Genomic DNA, 25,009 nt, shown 5'->3' on the forward strand with positions numbered 1-25,009 from the left:
TTGAGGTTTAATAAAAACTCCCCGTCGGAGGTGTGAGCGAAGCGAACTGTCGCGAGACACAACAAAGCTGCCCGGCGTGTGAGGTCCTGTAAACAACCTCCCATCCCGATAGAAAATCTTCTGGCGGACAAACTGAATATGACCATGTGATCAGGTTCACAGGGGCGACAGGAATATTATATTAATTGCTGTAACCGACAGGCGGGACGACTCGAACCAGCGGATGACCCCCAAGGAACCGACGATGATGAAATTATTCAAATCCGATTTGACCTACAGCCTCGGCGGCGGCTTTATCGCCGGCGCGCTGATGCTGTTCTTCATGCAGCCCGCAGAGCAGCCCGCCGACCTCGGCGAGAATCTGTCGACCACCGTCAGCGCGGCTTCCCAGCTGCTGGGTTGATGCCTGTCGGCCCCTATCTTTCCCGGACGATCATGTTTGGCGTCAGCATCGCCTGTTTCGGTGCGATGTGGGCCGGTGTGCAGACCGCGCTGCCGGCCGGCCAGTCCTCCTCGCCCAGGCTCATCGCGGAGGCCCATGCCGCCGAGAAAGCCACGATCATCCCGATGCCGCGTGTCGATGCTGCCGAAACCGGCAAGCGCGCCGTGGCGATTTTCGCCGGCGGCTGTTTCTGGGGCGTCGAGGGCGTGTTCGAACATACAAAGGGCGTGATCAGCGCCTCGTCCGGCTATCATGGCGGCAGCAAGCGCAGCGCGTCCTACAAGCTGGTCAGCGCAGGGCTGAGCAGCCATGCCGAGGCGGTGCGGGTGGTCTATGATCCCAGCGAGATCAGCTATGGCAAGCTGATGCAGATATTCTTCTCGGTCGTCGCCGATCCGACCATGCTCAACGCCCAGGGCCCCGATCGCGGCAAACATTATCGCAGCGCGCTGGTGCCGGTGAACGCCGGGCAGGCGAAAGCGGCCCGCGCCTATATCGCGCAGCTGGAGAGGGGGCGCTACTGGAAGCGGCCGATCGTGACGAAAATTGAGACCTATAAGGCCTTTTATCCGGCCGAGGCCTACCACCAGGACTTCATGCAGAAAAATCCGCGCCAGGCCTATATCGTGCGCTGGGACAAGCCAAAGCTGGCCAATCTGAAACGGCATTTCCCGGCGCAATTTCGCGCGAAGCCGGTCAGCTAGAAAAATCTCCCGGATTTAATAAGCCGTTAGCTGTCGCCTGCTAGACAGATGCGCATGGTAAATCAGGAATTTGAAATAATACTCGCCTTTGCTGCCATTGCGGTAGGCATTGGCATGCTGTGGTTGGCGCGTAGCCAGGCCGATTGATCGGGCCGACCCGTCGCCAGCGGCGCAGGTCAAAAAAAAGGCCCCCGTCTCCGGGGGCCTGTAAAATCATTTAGGGCTGAGCACCATCAGCATCTGCCGGCCTTCCAGTTTCGGATAGGCTTCGACCTTTGCGGTTTCTTTCATGTCGTTCTGCACCCGGACGAGCAATGCCATCCCGAGTTGCTGGTGCGACATTTCGCGACCGCGGAAGCGAAGGGTCACTTTGACCTTGTCGCCATTGTCGATGAATTTGTTCACGTTGCGCATTTTGACGTCATAATCATGATCGTCGATATTCGGACGCATCTTGATTTCCTTGACGTCCTGAACCTTCTGCGTCTTGCGCGCGGCATTGGCCTTTTTCTGGGCCTCATATTTGAATTTGCCGACGTCGAGAAATTTTGCAACCGGTGGCTGCGCATTGGGAGAGACCTCTACAAGGTCGAGTCCAACATCTGCTGCTCGCTCGATCGCTTCGCGCGTATTCATCACGCCAAGGTTCTCGCCCTTGTCGTCGATGACCCTTACGGTGTCGGAATTGATCAGATCGTTGAAGCGCGGACCGCCTTTTACGGGCGGCGTGGGGCGGCGAGGGGGTGCAGCTATGTTAAATACTCCTGAGTGGTTGTCTATCGTGGCTCATTAGCCGCAAAGCTTGCCGGAATAAAGCCTTGTTGATGGCGAAAGAGTCATTAGCCATGAAAGCCGTTGTTTCGATGCAACAGCTTCCACGACCATATCGTTATTGCGCTGCTGATTTCAAGTCCGGTGGCAGCGCCTCTTCCTTGAGCATGGCGACGACTTCATCCAGCGTCAGAAACTCCTGTTCCTTCTGGCCGAGGCGACGCAGGGCAACCTTGCCTTCTTCCGCTTCGCGCATGCCAACTACCAGAATATTGGGCACTTTTCCGACGCTATGTTCGCGCACCTTATAGTTGATCTTCTCGTTGCGCAGATCGGCCTCGACCCGGATGCCGGCGGCTTTCAGCTTTTCCGCAACCTGCTCGGCATAAGGATTGGCGTCGGTCACGATCGTTGCGACCACGGCTTGCGTCGGTGCCAGCCACAGCGGCAGCTTGCCGGCATAATGTTCGATCAATATGCCGATAAACCGTTCGAAGGAGCCGAGAATCGCGCGGTGAAGCATGATTGGCTGGTGCCGTTCGCCATCCTCGCCGACATAGGTCGCATCGAGCCGCTCGGGCAGCACCGTGTCGGTCTGGATCGTGCCGACCTGCCAGGTCCGGCCAATTGCGTCGGTCAAATGGAATTCGAGCTTGGGCGCGTAGAAAGCACCTTCGCCGGGCAATTCTTCCCAGCCATATTCTTCGGTATTGCGTCCGGTTGCAATGACAGCGTCGCGCAATGACTGTTCGGACCAGTCCCACATTTCGTCGCTGCCGATGCGTTTTTCGGGCCGCAGCGCCAGCTTGATCGCGTAATTTTCAAAGCCGAGATCGCGGTAGCAGCGGTCGAGCATGTCGCAGAACAGGCCGACTTCCTCGATCAGCTGTTCCTTGGTGCAGAAGATATGCGCGTCGTCCTGGGTGAACTGGCGCACCCGCATCAGTCCGTGCAGCGCGCCATGCGGCTCGTTGCGGTGGCAACAGCCGAATTCGGCCATGCGGATCGGCAGGTCACGATAGCTCTTGATGCCCTGACGAAAGACCAGCACATGGGCCGGGCAGTTCATCGGCTTGATCGCCATCATGTCGGCGGTGCCGGTGATGACCGGGCCGTCGCTCTCGGCATCGGGAACCTCGTCGGGGACGGCGAACATATTCTCGCTATATTTGCCCCAGTGGCCAGACTGCTCCCACTGCCGGACGTCCATCAGCTGCGGCGTCTTGACCTCTTCATAGCCGGCCTCGATCTGGCGGCGGCGCATATATTGCTCAAGCGCCTGCCAGATCACATAGCCCTTGGGATGCCAGAAGATGCTGCCCTGCGCTTCGGACTGGATGTGATAGAGATCCATTTCCTGGCCGAGTTTACGGTGGTCGCGCTTGGCCGCTTCTTCCAGCCGCATCAGATGGGCATTGAGCTGTTTCTTGTTGAGCCAGCCGGTGCCGTAGATGCGTGATAGCTGCGGGTTGCGCTGGTCGCCGCGCCAATAGGCACCGGACACGCGCATCAGCTTGAACGCCTTGGGGTCGAGCTTGCCGGTCGAGGCCAGATGCGGCCCGCGGCACATGTCCATCCAGTCGTCACCGGACCAGTAAACCGTGATCTCGTCGCCCTCGGGCAGTTCGGCGGCCCATTCGGCCTTGAACGTCTCGCCGTCTTTCTGCCAGCGTGCGATCAGGGCGTCGCGCTCCCATACCTCGCGGCGCAGCGGTTTGTCGGCGGCGATGATCCGCTTCATTTCCTCTTCGATCTTCGGCAGATCCTCGTCGGTGAACGGATCACCAGCAGGGGCGAAGTCGTAATAGAAGCCGTCGTCGGTCGACGGACCAAAGGTGATCTGCGTGCCGGGGAAGAGGTTCTGCACCGCCTCTGCCAGCACATGGGCATAGTCATGCCGCGCCAGTTCCAGCGCGTCTTCCTCGTCGCGCGAAGTGACCAGCGCAAGCTCGGTATCTTCCTCGAGGGGCCGCATGATATCGCGCAACTCGCCGTCAATCCTGGCAGCCAGCGCGGCCTTCGCCAGGCCCGGTCCGATGTCGGCGGCAATCTGTGCGGGGGTCGTGCCCTTGGCCACTTCACGCGCACTGCCGTCGGGAAGGGTGATTTTGATCTGGTCGGTCATCGCAATATCTCAATATTCATCGTGAAGCGCCATGGCATAGAAAACGGCGCGCCGAAAGATGGTGTCTGCTGTTTTACCGCGATTTCAGGAAGAGACACCGTCCACCCGAAACCGGGTGGCGGTGGATGCGATCAGGCCGCGACCATCCGTCCCCCGGAATGGGAGGTGATAGTGTTGGTGGTTGTGATCGTTATCGGAACCATGCCGCTGATCTAGCGCCGGCAGGCCGGAAAATCAACAATCATCGGGAATGTCGCTCCGGACATGCCAACGCGGATATCAATCACCATGGACAATATGTCATGCAAGCTTGACATATCGAAGCGAATCGATCATATAAGTCAAGGAAGCATGACATAATGTCGATGTAGCTTGATGGAGGCTGATGATGAGAATGAAAAATGCCAAGGGCGCGCGATGACCCCGAACGAAAATATCGCGATGTGGGCGGCGCTGGTAATCCTGTTTCTGGGCGCGATGGGATGACCGGCAAAGGTTCTCCCGGCGTCTGGCAGCGATTCTGCCGGCTGCTGAAACCGGACTGGATGTTCGCCGTCATCCTGCTGGTCGGTCTTGGCCTGCTGGCGGTTTCGATATTCGACCCGAACGAGATCCGCCCGGGCCATGTCACGCCGGCCGTCAAGATTATCGGCGCATCGCTGCTGGTTCTGCTGATATCCTATATTGCGACCTATGCAGCCGCGCTGGACCGCCGCAAGCTGGAGGATTATTTTTCCAGATGATGGCCAATGGCGCCATTGTCGCGATCATCACCGCCATTTTGCCAATATGGTCTGGCTTGTTTTCGAAAAGCAGCTCGGCACGATGAGCGCGGACAATCTCGTGGCAATATTGATATCGTCCTGGGGCCTGGGTTATTTTTCTATCGTATGCGCGGACTCAACGCATGAAGAACCGGCTCAAGATTCTCCGCGCCGAGCGCGACTGGTCGCAGGCGGATCTGGCTGACCGGCTCAAGGTTTCGCGGCAATCGGTCAACGCGATCGAAACCGGCAAATATGATCCGTCCCTGCCGCTGGCCTTCCGGATCGCCGATCTGTTCGCCATGCCGATCGAGGAGATTTTCCTGCGGGATTGAGAGAACGAAAAATTGTGATGCGCCGGGCCGCGAGTTGTCTTAAGCTCCGTCCATGGCTGCTGCTCAACATGTCTGGCTGGTCGATGGCGACAGCGCGCTCAAGCGGCGGGTGCGGATCGAGGTGATCGGCAAGAGCTTCGCGCTTTACGAGCAGCAATGGCGCAGCGACGCCTATTTTTCGATGATCTGGTCTATCGCGGCAAGGAAGGCGACTCCCATGTCTTTGGTCTCGAGGACGGTATCAAGGACCGCCCGAAATGGAAGCTCGGCTTCAAGGACGAGGTGCCGGCGGAACTGGCCGCGATATTGCCGCGGGCCAAGCCGCCGCTGCTTTCCAATGTCGGCATGCTGATCATCGCCTTTCTCTGTCTGGCAATCGTCTATTTCGCGGCCAGCTGATGCGGTGAACCTGCGCAGGCAGGTGTCCATCTCCTGAACCCTATTCCAAAGACAGATGCTCTTGAGCGAATGAACGCGCGTCAACGTGCCTTCTCATCTACCGTTTTGAACTATAGGACAGGTGATGGACCCCCGCCTTCGCGGGGGCACTTATTGGGTGACTATATGGAAGACGAAATCTTGTATCTCCAGCGTCCCGGCGGCGCTTCTCTGGCCTATTGCTACACGCCACCCAAGGCGGGGGTGAAAGGCACCACGCTTGTGTTCCTGCCTGGCTATATGTCGGACATGGAAGGCGGCAAGGCGCTGGCGCTGGACGCTTGGGCGAAACAACAGGGCAGGGCGATGCTGCGCCTAGATTATGCCGGATGTGGCGCGAGCGGCGGCGATTTTGAGGACCAGAGCCTGATAGACTGGCGCGAGGACGTGCTGTTCCTGATCGACAAGGTCACTTCGGGTTCCATCACCCTGATCGGTTCCTCGATGGGCGGCTGGCTGATGCTGCTGGTTGCGCTGTCGCGGCCGATGCGGGTGAAGAATCTGGTCGGTATCGCGGCCGCACCGGACTTCACCGACTGGGGCTTCACGCAGGAACAGAAGCTGACAATCCTGCGCGAAGGCAAGCTGGAGGAGCCCAGCGACTATTCCGACGACCCCTATGTCACGACGCAGACCTTCTGGCAGTCGGGCGACGCCAACCGTCTGCTCCACAAGGAAATCGCCTTTGACGGCGCGGTGCGCCTGTTGCACGGGCAGAAAGATGCTGATGTGCCATGGGAATATAGTCTCGAGACCGCCAGAAAAATCCGTTCAGACGATGTGCAGGTCCATCTGGTAAAGGACGGCGATCACCGGCTGTCGCGGGATCAGGATATTGCTCTGCTGATCGATGTGGTTTCGCGACTGGGATAATATTCGACGCCCGTACAATTATTTAACAGGCATAGTCTCCATGATTTCTTCTCTGGTTCTGCCCCTGCTGCTGCAATCCGCGACTCCTTACGGATCGCCGATCGATCCCTTGATCCGGCCGTCGGCGCCCCGGTCCGAAGCCCCCGCGGGTCCGCCGCCGGTCAAGGTGAAAAGCCCGGCCGATATCCGCTTCAACCAATGTATCGACCAGGCTGCGGACGATCCGGACAACGGATTGCTCGCCGCCAACAAATGGCAGATCGAGGGCGGCGGATATCTGGCGCGCAATTGTCTCGGCTTCGCTTATGCCGAGCGCGAAGAATGGGCAGAGGCCGTTGCGGCATTCGTGCTGGCGGCCGAAGGCGCGGAAGCCGCGGACGATGAACGCGCAGCCATTTTCTGGTCGCAGGCCGGCAATGCGGCGCTTGCCGGTGGCGATCACGCGGCTGCCCTGAAATATCTCGGCTCGGCGCTGGAGCAGAACAGTCTCGACGGTTTGCTGAAGGGCGAAGTGCATCTTGATATGGCGCGCATCCATGTCGCGATGGATCAATATGACGCGGCGAAGCAGCAATTCGTACTGGTTCACGAGCTCGTTCCCGAGGATCCGCTCGGCTGGCTGTTGTCGGCGACATTGGCGCGGCGGATGGGTGATCTGGCTCTGGCCAAATCGGACATAGCGGTTGCCGCCAGGCTGGCGGTCACCGATCCGGCCATCGCGCTCGAAGCCGGCAATATCGCTTATGAGGCGGGCGATGTCGAGAACGCCCGGATCAACTGGGAACAGGCGGTCAAATTCGGGCCGGACAGTCCTTCGGCCAGCACCGCCAACCATTATCTCGGGCAGTTGCAGGCCAGCGTCGCGGAATAAGTCCGGTCGAATCGCTGTGCCGCATCAATCCAGATAGAAATTCACCGTCGTGACCACACGCACCTTCTTGTACGGCGTGTCGGTCACGCCATAGCCGCCGGCATCGCCATCGCGGCTGTTGATGCTGAAATAGCCCTGGGTGGCAGATTTTATGCCGCCGACATCGGTGCCGCTATCCTCGGCAAATTGTTCGGCCGACTTGCGCGCATCCTTGGTGGCTTCGGCGACCATTTCCGGTTTGATTTCGTCCAGTTTGGTGAACGTGTAACTCATGCCTGACCCGTCTTCGAGCACAACGCCACGCCGGACCAGATCGAATTGCCGGGCAACGGCGGCCTGGGCCTTGTCGATATCGTCGGTGCGCAGGCTGAGCCGCTGGCGGATGGTATATTGGGGGATGCCGTTGTTGCTATACTGGTTCACGTTGGCGCCGGTCGGTTTGAGGGCGTCGGCCTTGAATCCCAGCTCCTTGAAGAAGCCGGTGATCGCAGTGGTGTCGCGATCGATATCGGTTTGCGCGCTCTGCAGATCGGTGGACTGCGCGCTATAGGCAATGGTCCAGGTCGCCAGATCGGCGGTCACTTCACGTTCGGCAAGGCCGCGCACGGTGACGCTGCGATCGGCCATTTTGGCGCGGAGCAGGCCGTCGCCGAGCAAATAGCCACCAATGATCAGGCCAACGGTCAACAGGCCGGCGCTCGCCAGCCAGACCTTGTTTTTGCTCTCGATAAATTTCTCGCTCATCGCTCTTTCCCTCAGTATAAAAGCCGCTTAGGCTATTTCCAGTGACCCGGTTCGGCTTTGCGATAGCTGCGATGAACCGTTTCTGAATAGCGACGAACGGAGAATATTGTGGCCATAAAATATCTGCACACCATGCTCAGAGTCAGCGATCCGGAAGCGACGATCGCCTTTTTCGGACTGCTCGGTCTGGAGAAAGTGCGCCGCTACGACAGCGAGCAGGGGCGCTTTACATTGATCTTTCTCGCTGCGCCGGGGCAGAAGGATGTCGCCGAGGTTGAACTGACCTATAACTGGCCCGCCGAAGACGGCAGCGAACCGGAGCAATATGGCGGCGGCCGCAATTTCGGCCATCTCGCTTATGCGGTCGACGATATCTACGCCCTGTGCCAGAGCCTGATGGATGCTGGCGTGACGATCAACCGTCCGCCGCGTGACGGCCATATGGCCTTCGTGCGCTCGCCGGACAATATATCGGTCGAGCTGCTGCAGAAAGGCGAGCGGCTGCCGGTGCAGGAACCCTGGGCGAGCATGGAAAATATCGGCGAGTGGTAAGCGTCTGATCTAGACCGAAGCGGTGCCGGCCGGGCTGGCCGGTTTCGACGCCGAAATATCGATCCAGACAATCTGGTTGCGGCCGTTGCCCTTTGCATCATAAAGACGCCTGTCTGCGGTTGCCATCACGCTGCGCAGCGTAACGCGCCGGGCGATTGCCGCGACACCGACTGAAAATGTGACCGGCTCCCGGATTTCCGGCACTTCCTCGTGCACCGCTTTGATCAGCGCCTCGCAGATGTCGGCCAGCTCATTTGCCGGATAGTTTCTCCGCTTTTCCCGGCCATCGTCCTTGATCAGGAGAGTGAATTCCTCGCCGCCGATCCGTGCGGCAAAATGCCCGGTCCCGTCCAGCAGCCTGCCGACAACCCGCAGCACTTCGTCGCCGACCTCGTGGCCATAACGGTCGTTGACCCGCTTGAAAAAGTCGATGTCGATTATCGCAAGATGGCTGTAGCGGTGATCGCGCTGGTTCTGCCGGAACGCGCGCTCGAAGGACCGGCGGTTGTTCATCATGGTCAGCCCGTCGGTATCGGCGAGCATGGTCAGTTCCACCTGTTTGCGCAATGTGCTCTTGTGCTGCTTGCGCAAGTGGAAAATCCGGTTGGCCACGCCGAGTGCGAGAATGATGGTCTCCATCACCAGCGCGAAATAGAGCCCGTAGTCAAGCGCTGGCCAGCCGATATAGAGGTCCATGCCCCGCGCTACCCGGTCCAGTCCGAACATCACGATCGGCGTCCAGCCGACGATCTGGTACCAGATCGCCCTGCTGCCGCGGCGCAGCGCGTGCCCCATCGCGTAGAGGACGATAAAAATGCGGGCAGGAAAGACGCGTGATAGTAGTTGCGGGCGTCCATATCATAACCATCATTGATCCGCAGGACGAGAGCGGTCACGATGACCGGCAGAAAGGACGAGATCAAAATGCCCGTACGCAGCCATGAGGCGATCTTTCCCTGTTCGACGAAGCGCACCAGAAAAACACCGCTGGCTGCAACCGCGATCGCCAAGGCCCAATAGTTGATCAGCATCTTGGTCAGCAGGCCGGTTCCGGGGAAGGCGAGGAATATCAGGCCGGACGAACTGAAAGTATAGACCACGGTCGCCGCGATCATCGCGCTGTGCCACAACATGAAGCTGTAGCGCAGGGCGCCGTAGAAAAAGGCATGATAGAAAAGCGGCATGATTGCCATCCCGCACAACACCCCGAACATGATCGAGAGCGGCAGCTTCAGGCCGTCCCATTTCTCTTTCGACGCAAGCTGGATCAGCGAAATGCTGCTGGCCACTTTCGGTTCGTCGATCGCCAGATAGACATGGGTTATCCGGCTTCGCAGCTCGGGATTGTCCGTACCCGGCACGGCGAGCCCGTAATGCCCCTTTGGTCGCCAGCTGTCGATCACTTCCTGTTCGGAGAAGCGTGAAGAGAGCAGCGTGCCATTGTCGAGCAGCGCGTGGACCTGCATCGTGGTCAGGCCGTTATTGTCGCCCTGGACCTCGACCGTACCCGGCGGGAGCCGGTCGTCAAGAAACGGGATCTTGACCCAGACCCGCGGACCTTCGAGGGCATATTTATTGTCGGAACAATCAAAGGGCTTGCCCGATTTCAGCAGGGTCGCGGCGGACATATCCGCATCGCTGCTCTGCGTGCACAGCTTTCCAGACATCTGGACCTGGGCAAGGGCAGGGGAACAGAGGCACAAAAAGGCCAGAAATGCGACAAGCAAGCGCAATTGACGCCCCTTTCCAAAATCAATGCTGCACAGCCCGTGCGATTAGGGTAAAACTCTTATTTTGCGGTTAAGCATCGACAGCATTAATTTTGCGGGGTAATTTGACGGCCATGCTTGAAATCATCCGACTAGCCGTATTGTCAGACAATTATGTCTGGTTGGTCCACGAACCGGAATCGGAGGAGACGATGGTCGTCGATCCGGCGGTCGCCGAACCGGTGCTGGCCGAGGCCGCAAAGCGCGGTTGGACCATCACCCAGATCTGGAACACCCACTGGCATCCCGATCACACCGGCGGCAATGCCGCGATCAAGGATGCGACCGGCTGCCGGATCACCGGCCCGGACGCCGAGAAAGAACGCATCCCGACGCTCGATGTGCTGGTGAAAGAGGGCGATACGGTCAAGCTCGGCGACGTGACCGCCGAGGTTATCGACGTGCCGGCCCATACCGCCGGTCATATCGCCTTCCACATCCCGTCGGAAAAAGTGGCATTTGTCGGTGACACGCTGTTTGCCATGGGCTGCGGGCGATTGTTCGAAGGCACGGCCGAGCAGATGTATGACAATATGCGCAAGCTCGAGGCGTTGCCCGATGCCACGCGAATCTATTGCGCGCATGAATATACGCAGAGCAACGGTGAATATGCGCTGGTTGCCGAACCCGACAATCTGGCGCTGAAGGAGCGGATGGCGGAGGTTCTGACCCTGCGCGCGCGGGGCGAAGCCACGGTGCCGACAACGATCCGGCAGGAACGCGCCACCAATCCGTTCATGCGGGCGGCCTCGGCCGAGGAACTGGGCGCACGGCGGACGGCCAAGGATAATTTCTGAAACCCCCGACCGTTTCATCGCCGGTTCAGCGGACATTCTGCTATAAGGCGGAACGATAGGGATCGACAACAGGAGACGGATGATGAAAAACTGCTTTTGGCCATTCCTGCGGCGATGCTGCTCGCCGCGCCGCGACCGGCGGGGAAAAGATCGAGCTCACCGAAAAACAGCAGGCGAAGCTCGACAAACAGCTTGAAGGGCGCAGCGCCGGCAAGGCGAAATCGTGCATCAACCGTAACGACCAGCGCAACATGACGGTGATCAGCGACGACATATTGATCTTCTCGTCCCGCCGCAACGCGAAGACCATCTATATCAACAAGCCGCCCGGCGGATGCCCCGGTGCGGACCGCTATATCCTGTCCTACCGCCGCACGACCAGCTCGCTCTGTTCCGGAGAGATTATCCAGCTGATCGACAATATGAGCGGGGCGACCATGGGCAGCTGCACCTTCGGCGATTTTGTGCCCTATACCAAGGATCTCTCGGTCGGTTCAAAATAGCCAGCCGTTGATGCCATATCGGAAACGGGATCGCGCGAAGCCAGGGCAGTGGCTGGCGCGGCCTGTCGCTTCCGACCGGGGAGTGGCGGCCGGTTCATAGTCCGGGGTCCTTGTCCCGTCTCTCCGCCTTTTCGTCCGTTTTCAGGGCAGCGCGATGTTTTGCCAAACGCTGCTGATAGTCCGCACCGTCGCCATATTCCTCGAACAGGCGCTGCCGCTTGTGCTGGCCGCGGACCTTTAGCGCATGCTTGATCGGGCACCAATATTGCTCGGTGCGTCCGGCGACCTCCCGGACATAGGCGATCACGCCATTGGCATAGCTGCAATAGGTGCAGTTGATCTTCTCGATCGCGTTCAGATAGGACAGTTTCCCGCGGTCATAGACGATATAGTCGCGCCGCCGGACGCGCTCGATCCCGTAGGCGCGAAAGCAGACCGCCTGATAGATTGAGACCGACAGGTCGAGAAAGGCAAAGGGCAGCAGCAGCGCATAGATGAACGGCGCCGTAAGGATCACCGAAATCTGCGCCTCGGATATATAGCGCAGCACTCCGACGCGCAGCGACCGGTGCATCGCCTCGAGATCGCGGTCGAGTTCCGCCCGCCCCTTGTCCAGCCGCTCGCCCATCTCGGCCCGTTCCTCGGCGACCCGTACTTCAAGCTCCGCCTCCAGTTCGCGGATGCGATCGACAATGGCGCTTGCCTTGCTGTTCACTGATATGTCCCCTGTTGACCAGCCGCCATATTTCACCGGTTTCGCCAGAAGGGCCAATCCGTATAGCTACCTAGTGGTGCCAGCAGCAGAATGAGCGGCCGGCGCGCTGTGATCGAGCAGATCGTCGGTAACATGCATCAGCAGCAACGGCTCGTCGGCGGTATCGGCGACCGCATCGACAAATGCCTGTCGCGTTTCCGGATCGTCATAGATCATTTTGGCGTCAAAGGCCTTTTGCCACGTGGCTTCGTCCGGCCATTCGGCTACGCCGATAAAGCGGCCGTTCTGGTCGCGGTGCAGGCGGGAGCCGAGGCTGCCATATTTCTCCCGGATCAGCCGGGTTCCGCGCCGCCAGGCTGCCCGAAACTGTTCCTCCTTGCCCGGATGGACCTTCCACCAATAAGCTGCAACAAACATCGGCCTTTCTCCTCTGTGACTGCCGTTCGCTAACGGCAATATTGATAGCCGCCGCGCCGAGCCTGGTCGAAATGCAGGTGATCCGCATGCGCCTTGTTATAGTCCGGTGACAGGGTCGTCGCAAACAGGGTGCAGGCGCCGTCGCGCACCTCCTTGAGGAAGCGCGACCGCTCGTCATCCGCGTCCCAGTGGCCAGCGACCGAGACCGTGCGCCCGTCGGTGAGGCGGAAGGCGGCGACGTCGATCGCATTGGCCGTGGCATGTTCGCTGTAATTGCCCGTCTGCCCGCCGCCGATCCGCCGGCAGCTGTAACTGCCATAGGTCGTGATCGCCTCGACCGTGCTGCCAAGATGTTGACGCGCGGCGGCGGCCACGACCTGCTTTTCCCACAGCACAAGGCTGACCGCCATCGGGCAACTGGTTTTGGCGGCGGGGCTATAGGCGATCGTCTGCGGCTGGTCGCGGGTGAGCGTGACCCCATTGTCATAGCCGCATTGCGGGCCGGCGGTGACCGGCGGCAGGGGCGAATAGCCTATCGCTGCAGCTTCGAGCAGCACATGGCAAAGGGGCGTATTGTCGGCGAGCGCATCGATCTTGCGGGTGGTAAACGGCCCGATCGGCGCCGCCAGCGACAGCGGCGTCCATGGCATGCGGTAATCGTGCCGGATCCATTCGTAGCCACGTAGAGCGAGCGCCAGAAAGACCACCAGCAGGATCGTCCGGAAAGAGATGGTCACCGGCCCTTTTGCGCTGGCGCTGGTCGCCGGAGGCAACCGGGCTTGCGCCGCGCGAAAACCCGATCGCGCTCGCCTTGCCGGCCCGCTTCCGGCGCGCCCGCGCGGGAAGCCGCGAAATATCCTGACTGTTTTTCCGTGCGTTTTGCATATCCATCCAACCAGCGCGCCCAGAAAAAGTTCCCTTTGCTGCTGGCGGACGACCGCGCGCCATCGATCTCGCGCGAAGCCGCGAAGGCACGATATATTAGCGGGGAGCCGTCTCCTTCACCTTCTCCCGTAAGGGAGAAAGATACGCAGCCTTATCCGGAGGATTAGGCGCAGTTCGATGAGGGTGTTTTGCTGGTGGGTTGCTGTGCAATCATGGCCCGGTAAACCCTCACCCAGCTCCGACTTGGCAGCAAGCTGCCAAGTCTGCGCAACCCTCTCCCTTAAGGGAGAGGGGATTGGTGCGTTTGGTATACTGGTACCGTATATCCCTGTAATTCGTTACAGTGACTGAGGCTTGAAAGCTTCAATGGAAACAGGCATATTATTGCGACTGACGATATACTTGTTAAAACTTTTTTGTCACCAGGGGAATGGTATATTCCGTGGGTGGTGTTTTTCACAACGCTAGGTGGTTTCAAATATGAGAAACATATTATGGGTATCTAGTAAACTTAGATTTATGGCCACTTTTCTTGGAATATCTGCGTTTCTATTTTTCTTGGATTTTACCTACAACTTCACAGGCGCGTTAAATTTTCAGCTAGCTCCAGATCGTCGTGTTATAATACAAGCCATTTGTATATTTGTAGTCCTTGCATCTATTTTGGTTAAGGACACAATCGAAAAAAGAGAGCAGGTAAAATAAGCGGCTGACATAGATATTATCATTTATATTGCGGCTACGGTGTGGATTACAGAGATAGGTGCAGTAATCCCTATATATTAAACGACAAATGCTTCTTTTCAGGCATCTTTCCTACTCCCCCCAACCCACTACTTCTTATACAACCCGTCCATCCGCTCCTGATACCGCTCCCTTATCACATGCCGCCGGATCTTCATGCTCGGGGTCAGTTCTTCATTTTCGATCGCGAAGGGTTCGTCGGCGAACTCGAAGCGGCGGACTTTTTCGATGACCGAGAGGTCCTTGTTGACCCGGTCTACCGCTTCCCGCACCGCGGATTTGAACGCCGGGTTCGCCTGCAGGGCGATGAAGTCATATTTCATGCCCTGTTCGCGCGACCATTCGAGCGCCCATTCGGGGTCGGGGACGATCAGGCCGACCATATAGGGTTTCTTGTCGCCGCTGATCATCGCCTGCAGGATTTCCGGCTGGATGGTTAGCATGCCCTCGACCTTTTGCGGGGCGATATTGTCGCCCTTGTCGTTGACGATCAGATCCTTCTTGCGGTCGGTGATCGCGACCCGTCCGGCTTCGTCGATATGGCCGATATCGCCGGTGTGCAGCCAGCCGTCCTTGAGCACCTTGTCGGTCTCTTCCTGGTTGCGCCAATATCCGTGCATGACCAGCTCGCCGCGGACCAGGATTTCACCATCTTCGGCGATCCTGACCTCGGTGTCGACCATCGGCGGGCCGACCGTGTCCATTTTCAAGCCGGTGCGCGGGCGGTTGCAGGCGATGATCGGGCCGGATTCGGTCTGGCCATAGCCTTGCAACAGGGTGAGGCCGAGCGACTGGAAGAAGGTGCCGATTTCCGGGTTGAGCGGCGCGCCACCGGAGACCATCGCCTTGATCCGCCCGCCAAAGCGTTGCTGCACTTTCGGGCGCAGCGTCTTGTCGAGGAACAGGTCCATCAGCTTGTCGCGCTTGCGGCCTTTGCCTTCGGCTTCGCGTGCGCCGATGGCGAGCGCCTTGCCGAGCAAATAATTGGGCATCTTGCCCTGTTTCTCGACGGTTTTTATGAGGCGGGCGCGGAGCACCTCGAACAGGCGCGGGACGACGACCATGATCGTCGGGCGTACTTCCTCGATGTTGGAAGCGAGCTTCTCGAGGCCTCGGAATAGAAAATCTGCGCGCCGAGACCGATCGGGAAAAACTGGCCGGCGCTATGTTCATAGGCGTGGCTGAGCGGCAGGAAGGAGAGGAATATCTCGTCATCCCAGCCGAAATCGCTTTCGATCACCTCGGCGGGGCCCTTGGTGTTGTGCAGGATCGCGCCATGATGCTGCATCACGCCGCGCGGCTTGCCGCCGGTGCCGCTGGTGTAGATGATGCAGGCGGTCTCGTCGCGGGTGATGCTGGCGACCTGTTCGGTCACTTCGGCGACATCCGCGTCGCTGCCCTGGACCAGCTTGTCCCAGCTGTAGAGGTCGAAATCACCGGACTGGCCGATGCGCAGATCGTTGATGCCGATGATGATATTGGCGTCGGCAGAGCTGATCACCGACGGCAGCAGGTTTTTCGCCAGCTTGATGTCTGAGACGATCACCGCATGGGCGCCGCTATTGTCGAGAATATGCTGGTGATCGGCCGGGGTGTTGGTGGTGTAGGTTGGCACGGTGATGCAGCCGGCCGCCATGATGCCGAGATCGGCGATACACCATTCGGGGCGGTTCTCGGAGACCAGCATCACCCGGTCGCCCTTTTTCAGGCCGATACGTTTCAGCGATTTCGCCAGCGCCGCGACCTGCCGCGCCGCTTCGGTCCAGCTGATCGCCTGCCAGGCGCCGTCGATCTTGGCGCTCAGAAACGGCTTGTCGCCGCCCTGGCTGGCACGGTCGAAGAACATCGACACCAGATTGGAATATTGGTCAATTTCGAGATAACGGTTTTTCGGCTGTTTCTGGCCCACGCAACATTTCCTCTCTCACGCTCCGGATTGGTTCCGGGCTTGGATCATAGAGCAAGGACTAGCGCGGTTGAAACCGCTGGGCAATTCTTTAGGTGAAATCTGTTGCCGGCATGCCGGCCGGTGCCAGCACCGTCACTGCCAATGGACAGGGCCGTTGGACCTGGTCTATAGCTTCAGCCCATATGAAAATGTCCCGTCTTATCGCTGCTGCGGCAGCGCTTCTCACCGCTTCCTGTGCCCAGACCGGGCAAATTGAACCCGCCATTAATCCGGCGTCAGCCGCTTCCGCAACGCAGCAGGACGAGCCATTCGTTATTGCTGCCAATCCGCTGGCGGCCAAAGCGGGGCAGGATGTTCTGAAACGTGGCGGCAGCGCCATAGATGCGGCAATCGCCGTGCAGGCGATGCTGTCGCTGGTCGAACCGCAAAGCTCCGGGCTCGGTGGCGGCGCGTTCCTGACCTATCTGGACGGCGCGACGGGCAAGCTGACCATTTATGACGGCCGGGAAACCGCACCGGCACAGGCCAGCCCGACCATGTTTCTGGGGCCGGACGGCAAGCCGCTGGGTTATCGCGATGCCGTCACCAGCGGTCGCGCGACCGGCATGCCGGGTGCCGTGGCGATGCTGGCGATGGTGCATGAGGACCATGGCGCGCTCGACTGGAGCAGCCTGTTTTCGGCGGCCGAGCGAACTGCGGAGGAGGGCTTTGTCATCAGCCCGCGTCTGGGACGCTTTCTGGGGATCCCTTTTCCGCAACTGGGCACGCCCGACGCGACCGCTTATTTGCCAAAGCCAATGGCGAGCGCAAGACCACCGGCGACCGGCTGAAAAATCCTGAATATGCAGACTTCGTCAGGCGTCTGGCGGCCAACGGGCCCGAAGCGCTCTATCGCGGGTCCACGGCGGCGAAGATTGTTGCCAAGACCCGGGCCTCGCCGCTCGAAGGCCGGATGACGATGGCCGATCTGGCTGGCTACACGCCGGTCAGGCGCGAGGCGCTGTGCAACCCCTATCGCGCCTATCTGGTCTGCGTGCCGCCACCGCCGTCGAGCGGAGTGGCCCTGTTGCAACTGCTGGCGATGCTGGAAAAACCGATATCGCCACGCGCGGACCGGAAGACGCGCAGGCATGGTTCCTGTTCGCCGAGGCGAGCCGGCTGATGTATGCCGACCGCGATCAATATGTCGGTGATCCGGCTTTTGCATCGGTCCCGGTCAAGGGCATGCTGGAACCGGCCTATGTCGCCTCGCGCGCGGCGCTGATCGGCGAGAGTGCAGCGACTTCTCCCCCCAGGCCGGGACTCCACGCGGTGCGGTGCAGGCTGGTCCGGATAAAACATTGGAACCTGCCGGGACATCCCATTTCATTGTTCGCGATGCCCAGGGCAATGTGGTTTCGATCACGACGACGGTGGAATCGATCTTTGGCAGCGGCCGGATGGTCGACGGTTTCTTTCTCAACAACCAGCTTACCGATTTCTCATTCAGCCCCGTTGACGAGAACGGGCGTCCTGCCGCCAATGCAGTGGCGCCGGGCAAGCGGCCGCGCTCGTCGATGACCCCGACCATAATGCTCGACGGTGATGGCAAATTTGCGGGTGCGATCGGATCGGCCGGTGGCAACAGCATTCTTGCCTATGTGGCGAAATCGCTGGTTGGCGCGATCGACTGGAACCTGTCGATGCAGGAGGCGCTGACGCTGCCCAATCTGGTGGCGCGGGGCCCCAGATTTGGCGGGGAACTGGACAAGTTCGCGCCGGGCGTTGCCGACGGGCTGGCCGCGCGCGGGATTGATCTGAAGCCGGGTCAGGGTGAGGACAGCGGCGTGCACGCCGTGATCATCCGCGATGGCAGGGTCGATGGCGGCTACGACCCGCGCCGCGAAGGTGTGGTGCTGGTGGGGACCGGCGAATAGCGTAGCAACCGGCTTTATGCCGTGCCGACTGCTTCGCTGATATTGGCAAAGCCGTCCTGTTTGAGCAATTTCGCCAGCAGGCAGTTCATCGCCGCGGCGATGGTCGGGCCTTCGTAGATCATCGCGGTGTAGAGCTGGACCAGCGAGGCACCGGCGCGAATCCGTTCATAGGCGTCTTCTGCGGTAGCAATGCCGCCGACCCCGATCAGCGGAATTTTGCCGCCGCTGGCCTTGCGGAAATCCTTCAGTCTTTGCAGCGCGAGATCCTTCAGCGGCGCGCCCGACAGGCCGCCGGTCTCGGACCGCTTGCTGGATTTCAGATCGGGCCGGGTGATGGTGGTGTTGGAAATAATCAGCGCGGCAATTTTCTGGCTCATCGCGACGTCGACAATATCGTCGATATCGGCCGGTTCGAGATCGGGCGCGACTTTCAGGAATACCGGCGTTTTCGATTTGCCCATCGCGTCCATCACGGCGGCGAGCAATTCCGCCAGCGCGCCCTTGTCCTGCAGCGCGCGCAAGCCCGGCGTGTTGGGCGAGCTGATGTTGACCGTCAGATAGTCCGCCAGCGGCGCCATATTCTTTGCGCCGATGACATAGTCGGCGATCCGGTCCGTGCTGTCCTTATTCGCGCCGATATTGATGCCGAGCACGCCTTTGCCCATCCGCCCGCGCATCCGCTTGAGCCGGGGCAGGGCGTCTTGCTGGCCCTTATTGTTGAAGCCGAGCCGGTTGATCACGGCCTTATCCTCGACCAGCCGGAAGATGCGCGGCTTCGGATTGCCCGCTTGCGGCAGCGGGGTCAGCGTACCGACCTCGGCGAAACCGAAACCCATGCGGATCAACGCGTCGGGCACTTCGCCATTCTTGTCAAAGCCGGGGGCCATGCCGACCGGATTGACGAAGTCGAGACCGGCGACATTGGTTGCCAGAACGGGATCGGATTTCGGGGCAGGGCCCATCGGAACGGTCTTCAGACCAGCAATGGTCAGGCCATGGGCGCGTTCGGCTTCGAGCGCGAAGATGAAAGGCTTTGCAATGTTATAGAGCATCGCCGCGCTATGGCATTGGATGGAATATTGAGCAACGCAAAACCCTTGTGTTCCCGCGAAGGCGGGAATCCATCTCCCGACCTGCGTTCTTGACGCAATAGCAGGAGATGGACCCCTGCCTTCCCAGGGGCACACTAAGCTGGAAACCCGAATATTATCTGCTAAACCGCTCCCAGAAAAACATTGAGGACTCAAGATGATTGCCACCCCACAATTTGATTTCCAGCTTGGCGAAATGGCGGACCAGATCCGCGACACCACGCGCCGCTTTGCCGAAGAGAAGATCATGCCTTTGGCCCAGAAAATGGACCGCGAAGACTGGTTCCCGCGCGAGCTGTGGGAGCAGATGGGCGATCTCGGCCTGCACGGAATCACGGTCGACGAGGCTGACGGCGGTCTCGGGCTCGGCTATCTCGAACATGCGATCGCGGTCGAGGAAGTCAGTCGCGGCAGCGCGGCGCTCGGCCTCAGCTATGGCGCGCACAGCAACCTCTGCGTCAACCAGATCCGCCGCTGGGCCAGTCCGGAACAGAAAGCCAAATATCTGCCGAAGCTGATCTCCGGCGAACATGTCGGCGCGCTGGCGATGTCGGAAGCCGGAGCGGGCAGCGATGTGGTTTCGATGAAGCTCAAGGCCGAAGCGGTGCAGGGCGGCTATGTCCTCAACGGCACGAAGTTCTGGATCACCAACAGCACCTGCGCTGACACGCTGGTGGTCTACGCCAAGACCCGTCCCGACGCCGGCTCGGGGGGGATCACGGCTTTCCTGATCGAGAAGGGCATGAAGGGTTTCTCCATCGGCCAGAAGATAGAAAAGGTCGGGATGAAGGGCAGTCCGACCGCCGAGCTGGTGTTCGATAATTGCGAAGTTCCGGAGGAAAATGTCATGGGGCCGCTCAACGGCGGCGTCGGCGTCTTGATGTCCGGTCTCGATTACGAGCGCGCGGTGCTGGCCGCGATCCCGCTCGGGCTGATGCAGGCCTGCATCGACACGGTCATACCCTATGTCCGCGAGCGCAAGCAGTTCGGTAAGCCGATTGGCAGCTTTCAATTGATGCAGGGCAAGATCGCCGACATGTACGTCCGCCTCAACAGCGCGCGCAGCTATGTCTATAATGTCAACAAGGCCTGCGATGCCGGACAGACCACGCGCTTCGATGCGGCTGGCGCGGTGATGCTGGCGAGCGAAAACAGCGTGCGGGTTGCCGAAGAATCGGTGCAGGCGCTTGGCGGTGCGGGCTACACCACCGACTGGCCGGTCGAGCGCTACTGGCGGGACAGCAAGCTGCTCGACATCGGCGCGGGCACCAACGAAATCCGCCGGATGCTGATCGGACGGGAGTTGATCGGGGCGGGGTGATGGGCATGCAAGAGCGACCTGATGGCAGTGTAGCAACAACTATTGGTTGGGTATCGGTGGCAATAGGTGTGCTTGCTGGCTTCCTCTCCACCGGCGCAGACACGGTCGATGGCTTTTGGCTATGTCTTGCAATTGCTAACTTGGGGGTGGGGCTGGGCGTACTCCTCCTCTCCTTGGGCTATTTAGTACGTGCTATTTGGTTTTGCCTGGACGCGATGTGCCGCTTGAAGATAGCATCAATTCAAAGCCAGTTGAGGAGACGACTGCGAACTGTGAATGGTGCGGTTTAGACGTCCGTACTCCAAATATCCCCTGTTCTGGTAATTCACCTGATCGATTACGAGAAGTGCTACCGCAAATAACCAGCAAGAGATGCTTAGCGGAACTCCGTGCGCGGGATATTGTTTAAACTCTATTGAGCTCAGACCCGCAACGTCTCCCAGGGGCCGTTGATCGCATAAGTATAGCCCGGCTCCTGCACATTGACGAACATCGTGGTGCCGTCGGGCGAGAAGCAGGCGCCGCAGAATTCGCTCTGGTCCTTGTGCGCGTTGCGGGCGATGTCGTAGATTTTGCCGTCGGGTGTCAGGCCGCGGAGATATTGGTCGCCGCGCCCGTCTTCGCAGAGGATGATATCGTTCCACGGCGCGACCACCAGATTGTCGCACATGTCGAGGGAATCGGCGTTGGCGGATTCGTAGAATAGCTGCAGATATCCGCCGGCCTCCGGACCGGCGTCCGGGCGCTGGTCGGGCGTGTAGCGCCAGATCTGGCCGACGCGTTGCGCGCCGCCTTCGGTGCAGGTGAAATAGAAGTCGCCCGTCGTGCCATCGGTGCGCAGGGCATAGTCCAGCCCCTCGCCGCGCATGAAACGAGCCGCGCCGGCGGCATGGCCACGCTGCGCCAGGTCGCCGTCCGGCGCCTCGACATCATCCAGATCGATCCACTCGACGACATAGTCCTGGCCGACGGCAAAGGGTTCTTCTGCGTTGCCGCCCCAGTCCTCGGGCCAGTTGGATGTGACGGCGGATTTCCGGTTGGTCAGCGCCAGCGCCTGCAGGCGCCCGCCTTCCTGCAACTGGCCCCGCACATTGGGAATGAAGCGGTAGAACAGGCCGTCGCGCGCATCTTCGGTCATATAGACAATGCCGGTTTTGGGGTCGACCGAAGCGGCTTCATGCGCGAACCGGCCCATGGCCTTCAGCGGGATCGCGTCGATCAGGCCGGTGGCGCTGGACGGGGTCTCGAAGACAAAGCCGTGATATTTGCCCGGTCCCTCTTCCGGTTTGAGCATTTCTTCCTCGCAGCTGAGCCAGCTGCCCCACGGGGTCGGACCGCCGGCGCAATTGGCCGCAGTGCCGGTCAGCACCAGAAAATCCCGCTCCATCCTTTTATGTTTCAGGTCATAGACGAGCTTGGTCACCCCGCCGAAAAAGGGTGAGCCGTCTTTCTTGCGGTCATAGAGTTGGCTGTCCGACACCCGGTCCAGCAGTTCATTGCCCTTGCCGAACGGGCTGCCGACGGGGACGCTGTTCCAATTCTCGTGATTGCGCATCAATATGCATTTGTCGGTATCTTCCGGATGGGCGAAACAGGCCATGCCGTCGGGACGGCCGGGACGGTAAAAGCCGTCGGACATCATGCCGCCCGCCTCGCTGATCAATGTATAGGAAAAGCCTTCGGGCAGATCGAGCCGTTTGGCCGGATCGGGCAGAAGAGTGAACGCGCGATTGGCGCTGTGCGCGCGGGCGCAACCGGCCAGCGAGACGGAGGCATAGAATAAGCCTACGGCCTGGGCGGAGCGGATAAAATCTCTTCTGGATAAAGTCATCGTTCAATCTTCCCGTTGTCGGTGCTAGTATAGCCAGGTTCCAATGGCGCCGGCTCTTACAGACCAAAGAAAACAGATTTATGACCTACACGCTGATCACCGCCAACCGCAACTATTCCAGCTGGTCGCTGCGGCCATGGGTCCTGATGAAGGCGCTGGATATTCCGTTTGCGGACGAAATCATTTATTTCGAAGAAGATAATTATGACCGGTTCCGGGCCTTCGCGCCCAATGCGCAGGTGCCCTGTCTGAAAGATGATGGTCAAACCATCTGGGATTCGCTGGCCATCATGGAATATCTGGCGGAGCGGCATCCTGGCTGCTGGCCGGACGACCAAAAGGCGCGGACATGGGCGCGTTGCGCGACGGCCGAAATGCACGGCGGCTTTGCGCCGCTGCGCAATATCTGTCCGATGAATGTCGGCGTGCGGGCGCGGTTGCACACGGTCGAGCCCGCACTGCAACGCAATCTCGACCGGATCGGCGAACTGTTCGCGCAGGGGCTGAGTGATTTGGCGGGCCATGGCTGGCCGGTGACCGGTTCACCATCGTCGATGCCTTTTACGCCCCGGTGGCCTATCGGTGCGCAGCTTCGATCTCGACATCGGCGAAAAGGGGCGGGCGTGGGTCGACCATGTCATCGGGGACCCCGCTATGCAGGACTGGGAGCGGCAGGCGCTGGCCGAACCGGAGCGCGAAATTGCTCATGAAGAGGAGATCGCGGCGGTAGCGACCGTAACGGCAGATTTCCGGGCCACCAGCTAGCAGCCCAAACTTGACGGCTCGGGGCCAATAGTCCATTGGCCGGGCCGTTCTCGCTGCATTGCAGCATTACCACCCTCGGACAAAGGATATTCCATGGCGATTCACAGCGATTTTCGGCGCGACTGGCTGTCGAACCCCAAAACCGAATTTCTGGCCGGACTGGTTGTTGCGCTGGCGCTGATTCCCGAGGCTATCGGCTTTGCGATTATCGCGGGTGTCGATCCGCGCGTGGGCCTCTATGCGAGCTTCTCGATCGCCGTGATAATCTCGATGGTCGGCGGACGCCCGGGGATGATCAGCGCGGCGACCGCTGCAGTCGCGGTGCTCGTCGTGCCGCTGGTCCGCGACCATGGCGTTGAATATCTGTTCGCCGCGACGATCCTGATGGGGATATTCCAGGCGATTGCCGCGTTCCTGAGGCTCGACCTGCTGATGCGTTTCGTATCGCGCTCGGTAATCACCGGCTTCGTCAACGCGCTGGCGATCCTGATTTTCATGGCGCAGATTCCGCAGATGACCGGCGAAGCCTTTACCTGGGAGACCTATGCGATGATCGCCGCGGGTCTGGCGATCATCTATGGCCTGCCGAAGATCACCACATTGGTGCCATCACCGCTCGCCGCGATCATCGTGCTGGCCGGAATCAGCATGTATTTCCGGGCCGATGTGTTCACCGTGGGCGACATGGGCGAACTGCCCGACAGCCTGCCGTGGCTGCATATCCCGCAAATTCCGATCAGCTGGGAGACCCTGCAGATCATCGCACCTTATTCGCTGGCGATGGCGGCGGTCGGCCTGCTCGAATCGTTGCTGACGGCATCGATTGTCGACGACATGACCGAGACCCGCAGCGACAAGAAGCGTGAAACCTATGGCCAGGGCATTGCCAATTTCGTCACTGGCTGGATCGGCGGCATGGGCGGCTGCGCGATGATCGGCCAGTCGGTGATCAATATCAAGTCGGGCGGCCGGCGGCGGTTGTCGACCTTTGTTGCCGGTGTGATGCTGCTCGTGCTGATTGTCGGGCTTGGGCAATGGGTCGCGCAGATCCCGATGCCGGCGCTGGTCGCGGTGATGATCTTCGTTTCGATCAGCACTTTCCGCTGGAAAAGCTTCACCGAGATTACCCACCATCCCTGGCCGTCCAATGTCGTGATGATCGCAACGGTTATCATGGTTGTGGCGACCCATGATCTGTCGATCGGCGTTCTCACCGGCGTGCTGCTGTCCGGCATTTTCTTCGCCTGGAAAGTCCGGCAACTGGTCACGATCCAGGATTTCGTTGAGGTCACCACCATCGCTATGTCTTCGGCGGCCAGATTTTCTTCGGCTCGGTCGACATGCTTTACGAAGCGATGGAGTTTAACGAGGAAGGCATCGACAAGGTCATCATCGATGTCCACGACGCGCATTTCTGGGACATCAGCGCGACCGGCATGCTCGACAAGATTGTCGACCGTCTGAAAACGAGGGCAAGACGGTCGAACTGATCGGCATGAACCAGGCCAGCGCGACGCTGGTCGAGAAATATAGCGAGAATGACAAGCCGTTCGAGAGCCTGGGCGTCGTCGGACATTAGGCCTGTTGTGCCCCTGCGCAGGCAGGGGCCCGTCTCGAGAAGGTGCGGCAGGCCCAATGGCGGGTGTGTTACCAGACTTGAGTTTAGCGCGTAAACGTTTCCTGCCCTCTCACCGCGACAGCAGAGATGGGCCCCTGCCTGCGCAGGG

At 59.8% G+C, this 25,009-nt stretch carries 24 protein-coding genes and 4 pseudogenes; 16 read left to right on the top strand and 12 right to left on the bottom strand.

Annotation, left to right across the window (positions count from 1 at the left end; translation table 11 throughout):
* Window positions 1-244: 244 nt before the first annotated feature.
* Together C8024_RS01975 and msrA are read left to right on the top strand one after the other, a co-directional pair.
* On the top strand, window positions 245-403 hold the full coding sequence (locus C8024_RS01975; RefSeq protein ID WP_164089120.1) for a hypothetical protein: 159 nt from the start codon (window positions 245-247) through the stop codon (window positions 401-403).
* On the top strand, window positions 403-1,146 hold the full coding sequence (msrA, locus tag C8024_RS01980; RefSeq protein WP_254305472.1) for a peptide-methionine (S)-S-oxide reductase MsrA: 744 nt from the start codon (window positions 403-405) through the stop codon (window positions 1,144-1,146). Before C8024_RS01975 ends, msrA begins: the two co-directional genes overlap by 1 nt.
* Window positions 1,147-1,359: 213 nt before the next feature.
* Here msrA and infC read toward each other — a convergent pair whose 3' ends face one another.
* Window positions 1,360-1,899, bottom strand: coding sequence for a translation initiation factor IF-3 (gene infC / locus C8024_RS01985; RefSeq protein WP_100093959.1), 540 nt, complete (start codon window positions 1,897-1,899; stop codon window positions 1,360-1,362).
* Between the two features lie 136 nt (window positions 1,900-2,035).
* Window positions 2,036-4,042 (bottom strand): threonine--tRNA ligase, encoded by a 2,007-nt coding sequence (gene thrS / locus C8024_RS01990; RefSeq protein WP_173202758.1) that lies wholly within the window; start codon window positions 4,040-4,042, stop codon window positions 2,036-2,038.
* A gap of 482 nt (window positions 4,043-4,524) precedes the next feature.
* Here thrS and C8024_RS01995 point away from each other — a divergent pair, with 482 nt between their 5' ends.
* From C8024_RS01995 to C8024_RS02015, 5 genes are all read left to right on the top strand, one after another.
* Window positions 4,525-4,785, top strand: a complete 261-nt coding sequence (locus C8024_RS01995; RefSeq protein ID WP_173202759.1) for a hypothetical protein — start codon at window positions 4,525-4,527, stop codon at window positions 4,783-4,785.
* A gap of 164 nt (window positions 4,786-4,949) precedes the next feature.
* Window positions 4,950-5,141: a helix-turn-helix transcriptional regulator gene (locus C8024_RS02000; RefSeq protein ID WP_100093962.1), complete on the top strand. Its 192-nt coding sequence runs from the start codon at window positions 4,950-4,952 to the stop codon at window positions 5,139-5,141.
* A gap of 156 nt (window positions 5,142-5,297) precedes the next feature.
* Window positions 5,298-5,540 carry a hypothetical protein gene (locus C8024_RS02005; RefSeq protein ID WP_173202760.1) on the top strand — a complete coding sequence of 81 codons (243 nt, stop codon included), beginning with the start codon at window positions 5,298-5,300 and terminating at the stop codon, window positions 5,538-5,540.
* Window positions 5,541-5,705: 165 nt separating this feature from the next.
* Window positions 5,706-6,452: a carboxylesterase gene (locus C8024_RS02010; protein ID WP_173202761.1), complete on the top strand. Its 747-nt coding sequence runs from the start codon at window positions 5,706-5,708 to the stop codon at window positions 6,450-6,452.
* 40 nt (window positions 6,453-6,492) lie between these two features.
* Window positions 6,493-7,323, top strand: a complete 831-nt coding sequence (locus C8024_RS02015) for a tetratricopeptide repeat protein (protein ID WP_173202762.1) — start codon at window positions 6,493-6,495, stop codon at window positions 7,321-7,323.
* 24 nt (window positions 7,324-7,347) lie between these two features.
* Here the strand turns inward: C8024_RS02015 and C8024_RS02020 are convergent, their stop codons facing one another.
* Complete coding sequence (locus C8024_RS02020) at window positions 7,348-8,067, bottom strand: SIMPL domain-containing protein (RefSeq protein WP_173202763.1); 720 nt, start codon at window positions 8,065-8,067, stop codon at window positions 7,348-7,350.
* 132 nt (window positions 8,068-8,199) lie between these two features.
* Here C8024_RS02020 and C8024_RS02025 point away from each other — a divergent pair, with 132 nt between their 5' ends.
* Window positions 8,200-8,619, top strand: coding sequence for a VOC family protein (locus tag C8024_RS02025; protein WP_173202775.1), 420 nt, complete (start codon window positions 8,200-8,202; stop codon window positions 8,617-8,619).
* A gap of 9 nt (window positions 8,620-8,628) precedes the next feature.
* Here C8024_RS02025 and C8024_RS02030 read toward each other — a convergent pair whose 3' ends face one another.
* The gene (locus tag C8024_RS02030; protein WP_173202764.1) at window positions 8,629-9,414 is read right to left on the bottom strand and encodes a GGDEF domain-containing protein; all 786 of its coding nucleotides are present in this window, start codon (window positions 9,412-9,414) and stop codon (window positions 8,629-8,631) included.
* On the bottom strand, window positions 9,345-10,247 hold the full coding sequence (locus tag C8024_RS02035; protein ID WP_217271939.1) for a 7TM-DISM domain-containing protein: 903 nt from the start codon (window positions 10,245-10,247) through the stop codon (window positions 9,345-9,347). The genes C8024_RS02030 and C8024_RS02035 overlap by 70 nt, the downstream gene beginning before the upstream one ends.
* A 215-nt stretch (window positions 10,248-10,462) precedes the next feature.
* On the opposite strand from C8024_RS02035, the gene gloB reads away from it, so the two are divergent.
* The gene (gene gloB, locus C8024_RS02040) at window positions 10,463-11,185 is read left to right on the top strand and encodes a hydroxyacylglutathione hydrolase (protein WP_173202766.1); all 723 of its coding nucleotides are present in this window, start codon (window positions 10,463-10,465) and stop codon (window positions 11,183-11,185) included.
* A gap of 40 nt (window positions 11,186-11,225) precedes the next feature.
* Here the strand turns inward: gloB and C8024_RS02045 are convergent, their stop codons facing one another.
* Window positions 11,226-11,459 (bottom strand): hypothetical protein, encoded by a 234-nt coding sequence (locus tag C8024_RS02045; RefSeq protein ID WP_173202767.1) that lies wholly within the window; start codon window positions 11,457-11,459, stop codon window positions 11,226-11,228.
* Here C8024_RS02045 and C8024_RS02050 point away from each other — a divergent pair.
* Window positions 11,437-11,688 (top strand): hypothetical protein, encoded by a 252-nt coding sequence (locus C8024_RS02050; protein ID WP_173202768.1) that lies wholly within the window; start codon window positions 11,437-11,439, stop codon window positions 11,686-11,688. The genes C8024_RS02045 and C8024_RS02050 overlap by 23 nt on opposite strands.
* A 94-nt stretch (window positions 11,689-11,782) precedes the next feature.
* Here C8024_RS02050 and C8024_RS02055 read toward each other — a convergent pair whose 3' ends face one another.
* The 4 genes and pseudogenes from C8024_RS02055 to C8024_RS02070 all read right to left on the bottom strand — a co-directional run bounded on the left by C8024_RS02055 (window position 11,783) and on the right by C8024_RS02070 (window position 16,295).
* Window positions 11,783-12,403 (bottom strand): hypothetical protein, encoded by a 621-nt coding sequence (locus tag C8024_RS02055; RefSeq protein WP_173202769.1) that lies wholly within the window; start codon window positions 12,401-12,403, stop codon window positions 11,783-11,785.
* Between the two features lie 66 nt (window positions 12,404-12,469).
* Window positions 12,470-12,820: an antibiotic biosynthesis monooxygenase gene (locus C8024_RS02060; protein ID WP_159644755.1), complete on the bottom strand. Its 351-nt coding sequence runs from the start codon at window positions 12,818-12,820 to the stop codon at window positions 12,470-12,472.
* A 29-nt stretch (window positions 12,821-12,849) separates the two neighbouring features.
* Window positions 12,850-13,557, bottom strand: coding sequence for an extensin family protein (locus C8024_RS02065; protein WP_173202770.1), 708 nt, complete (start codon window positions 13,555-13,557; stop codon window positions 12,850-12,852).
* 981 nt (window positions 13,558-14,538) lie between these two features.
* Window positions 14,539-16,295 (bottom strand): annotated as a pseudogene (locus C8024_RS02070) (long-chain fatty acid--CoA ligase).
* A gap of 155 nt (window positions 16,296-16,450) precedes the next feature.
* Between C8024_RS02070 and C8024_RS20755 the strand changes: the two are divergent.
* From C8024_RS20755 to C8024_RS20765, 3 genes and pseudogenes are all read left to right on the top strand, one after another.
* Complete coding sequence (locus tag C8024_RS20755) at window positions 16,451-17,188, top strand: gamma-glutamyltransferase (protein ID WP_367947096.1); 738 nt, start codon at window positions 16,451-16,453, stop codon at window positions 17,186-17,188.
* Window positions 17,185-17,561 (top strand): annotated as a pseudogene (locus tag C8024_RS20760) (gamma-glutamyltransferase); the annotation flags it as partial. The gene C8024_RS20755 and the pseudogene C8024_RS20760, both read left to right, overlap by 4 nt.
* 2 nt (window positions 17,562-17,563) lie before the next feature.
* The gene (locus C8024_RS20765; RefSeq protein ID WP_367947097.1) at window positions 17,564-18,274 is read left to right on the top strand and encodes a gamma-glutamyltransferase; all 711 of its coding nucleotides are present in this window, start codon (window positions 17,564-17,566) and stop codon (window positions 18,272-18,274) included.
* A gap of 14 nt (window positions 18,275-18,288) precedes the next feature.
* Here the strand turns inward: C8024_RS20765 and C8024_RS02080 are convergent, their stop codons facing one another.
* Window positions 18,289-19,326: a quinone-dependent dihydroorotate dehydrogenase gene (locus C8024_RS02080; RefSeq protein ID WP_173202771.1), complete on the bottom strand. Its 1,038-nt coding sequence runs from the start codon at window positions 19,324-19,326 to the stop codon at window positions 18,289-18,291.
* A 196-nt stretch (window positions 19,327-19,522) separates the two neighbouring features.
* On the opposite strand from C8024_RS02080, the gene C8024_RS02085 reads away from it, so the two are divergent.
* Entirely contained in the window at window positions 19,523-20,686 is a 1,164-nt protein-coding gene (locus C8024_RS02085; protein ID WP_173202772.1) for an isovaleryl-CoA dehydrogenase, read from the top strand.
* A 421-nt stretch (window positions 20,687-21,107) separates the two neighbouring features.
* On the opposite strand, the gene C8024_RS02090 is transcribed toward C8024_RS02085, so the two are convergent.
* On the bottom strand, window positions 21,108-22,517 hold the full coding sequence (locus C8024_RS02090) for an alkaline phosphatase PhoX (protein WP_173202773.1): 1,410 nt from the start codon (window positions 22,515-22,517) through the stop codon (window positions 21,108-21,110).
* Window positions 22,518-22,597: 80 nt separating this feature from the next.
* Here C8024_RS02090 and C8024_RS02095 point away from each other — a divergent pair.
* Window positions 22,598-23,282, top strand: a pseudogene (locus C8024_RS02095) (glutathione S-transferase family protein).
* Between the two features lie 93 nt (window positions 23,283-23,375).
* Window positions 23,376-24,861, top strand: a pseudogene (locus C8024_RS02100) (SulP family inorganic anion transporter).
* Window positions 24,862-25,009: the final 148 nt, after the last annotated feature.

The organism is Sphingopyxis sp. BSNA05 (genome assembly GCF_013265645.1).
Classification (GTDB): Bacteria; Pseudomonadota; Alphaproteobacteria; order Sphingomonadales; family Sphingomonadaceae; genus Parasphingorhabdus.

What these genes read in the sequence shown, in the direction of transcription:
- C8024_RS02010 (WP_173202761.1), top strand. Translation starts at nt 5,706, where the DNA reads ATGGAAGACGAAATCTTGTATCTCCAGCGTCCCGGCGGCGCTTCTCTG.
- msrA (WP_254305472.1), top strand. Translation starts at nt 403, where the DNA reads ATGCCTGTCGGCCCCTATCTTTCCCGGACGATCATGTTTGGCGTCAGC.
- C8024_RS02025 (WP_173202775.1), top strand. Translation starts at nt 8,200, where the DNA reads ATGCTCAGAGTCAGCGATCCGGAAGCGACGATCGCCTTTTTCGGACTG.
- C8024_RS02020 (WP_173202763.1), bottom strand. Translation starts at nt 8,067, where the DNA reads ATGAGCGAGAAATTTATCGAGAGCAAAAACAAGGTCTGGCTGGCGAGC.
- C8024_RS02060 (WP_159644755.1), bottom strand. Translation starts at nt 12,820, where the DNA reads ATGTTTGTTGCAGCTTATTGGTGGAAGGTCCATCCGGGCAAGGAGGAA.
- gloB (WP_173202766.1), top strand. Translation starts at nt 10,463, where the DNA reads ATGCTTGAAATCATCCGACTAGCCGTATTGTCAGACAATTATGTCTGG.
- C8024_RS02030 (WP_173202764.1), bottom strand. Translation starts at nt 9,414, where the DNA reads ATGGGGCACGCGCTGCGCCGCGGCAGCAGGGCGATCTGGTACCAGATC.
- C8024_RS02080 (WP_173202771.1), bottom strand. Translation starts at nt 19,326, where the DNA reads ATGCTCTATAACATTGCAAAGCCTTTCATCTTCGCGCTCGAAGCCGAA.
- C8024_RS02000 (WP_100093962.1), top strand. Translation starts at nt 4,950, where the DNA reads ATGAAGAACCGGCTCAAGATTCTCCGCGCCGAGCGCGACTGGTCGCAG.
- C8024_RS02085 (WP_173202772.1), top strand. Translation starts at nt 19,523, where the DNA reads ATGATTGCCACCCCACAATTTGATTTCCAGCTTGGCGAAATGGCGGAC.
- C8024_RS02015 (WP_173202762.1), top strand. Translation starts at nt 6,493, where the DNA reads ATGATTTCTTCTCTGGTTCTGCCCCTGCTGCTGCAATCCGCGACTCCT.
- C8024_RS02050 (WP_173202768.1), top strand. Translation starts at nt 11,437, where the DNA reads ATGACGGTGATCAGCGACGACATATTGATCTTCTCGTCCCGCCGCAAC.
- thrS (WP_173202758.1), bottom strand. Translation starts at nt 4,042, where the DNA reads ATGACCGACCAGATCAAAATCACCCTTCCCGACGGCAGTGCGCGTGAA.
- C8024_RS02035 (WP_217271939.1), bottom strand. Translation starts at nt 10,247, where the DNA reads ATGTCCGCCGCGACCCTGCTGAAATCGGGCAAGCCCTTTGATTGTTCC.
- C8024_RS02045 (WP_173202767.1), bottom strand. Translation starts at nt 11,459, where the DNA reads ATGTCGTCGCTGATCACCGTCATGTTGCGCTGGTCGTTACGGTTGATG.
- C8024_RS01995 (WP_173202759.1), top strand. Translation starts at nt 4,525, where the DNA reads ATGACCGGCAAAGGTTCTCCCGGCGTCTGGCAGCGATTCTGCCGGCTG.
- C8024_RS02090 (WP_173202773.1), bottom strand. Translation starts at nt 22,517, where the DNA reads ATGACTTTATCCAGAAGAGATTTTATCCGCTCCGCCCAGGCCGTAGGC.
- C8024_RS02005 (WP_173202760.1), top strand. Translation starts at nt 5,298, where the DNA reads ATGGCGCAGCGACGCCTATTTTTCGATGATCTGGTCTATCGCGGCAAG.
- C8024_RS01975 (WP_164089120.1), top strand. Translation starts at nt 245, where the DNA reads ATGATGAAATTATTCAAATCCGATTTGACCTACAGCCTCGGCGGCGGC.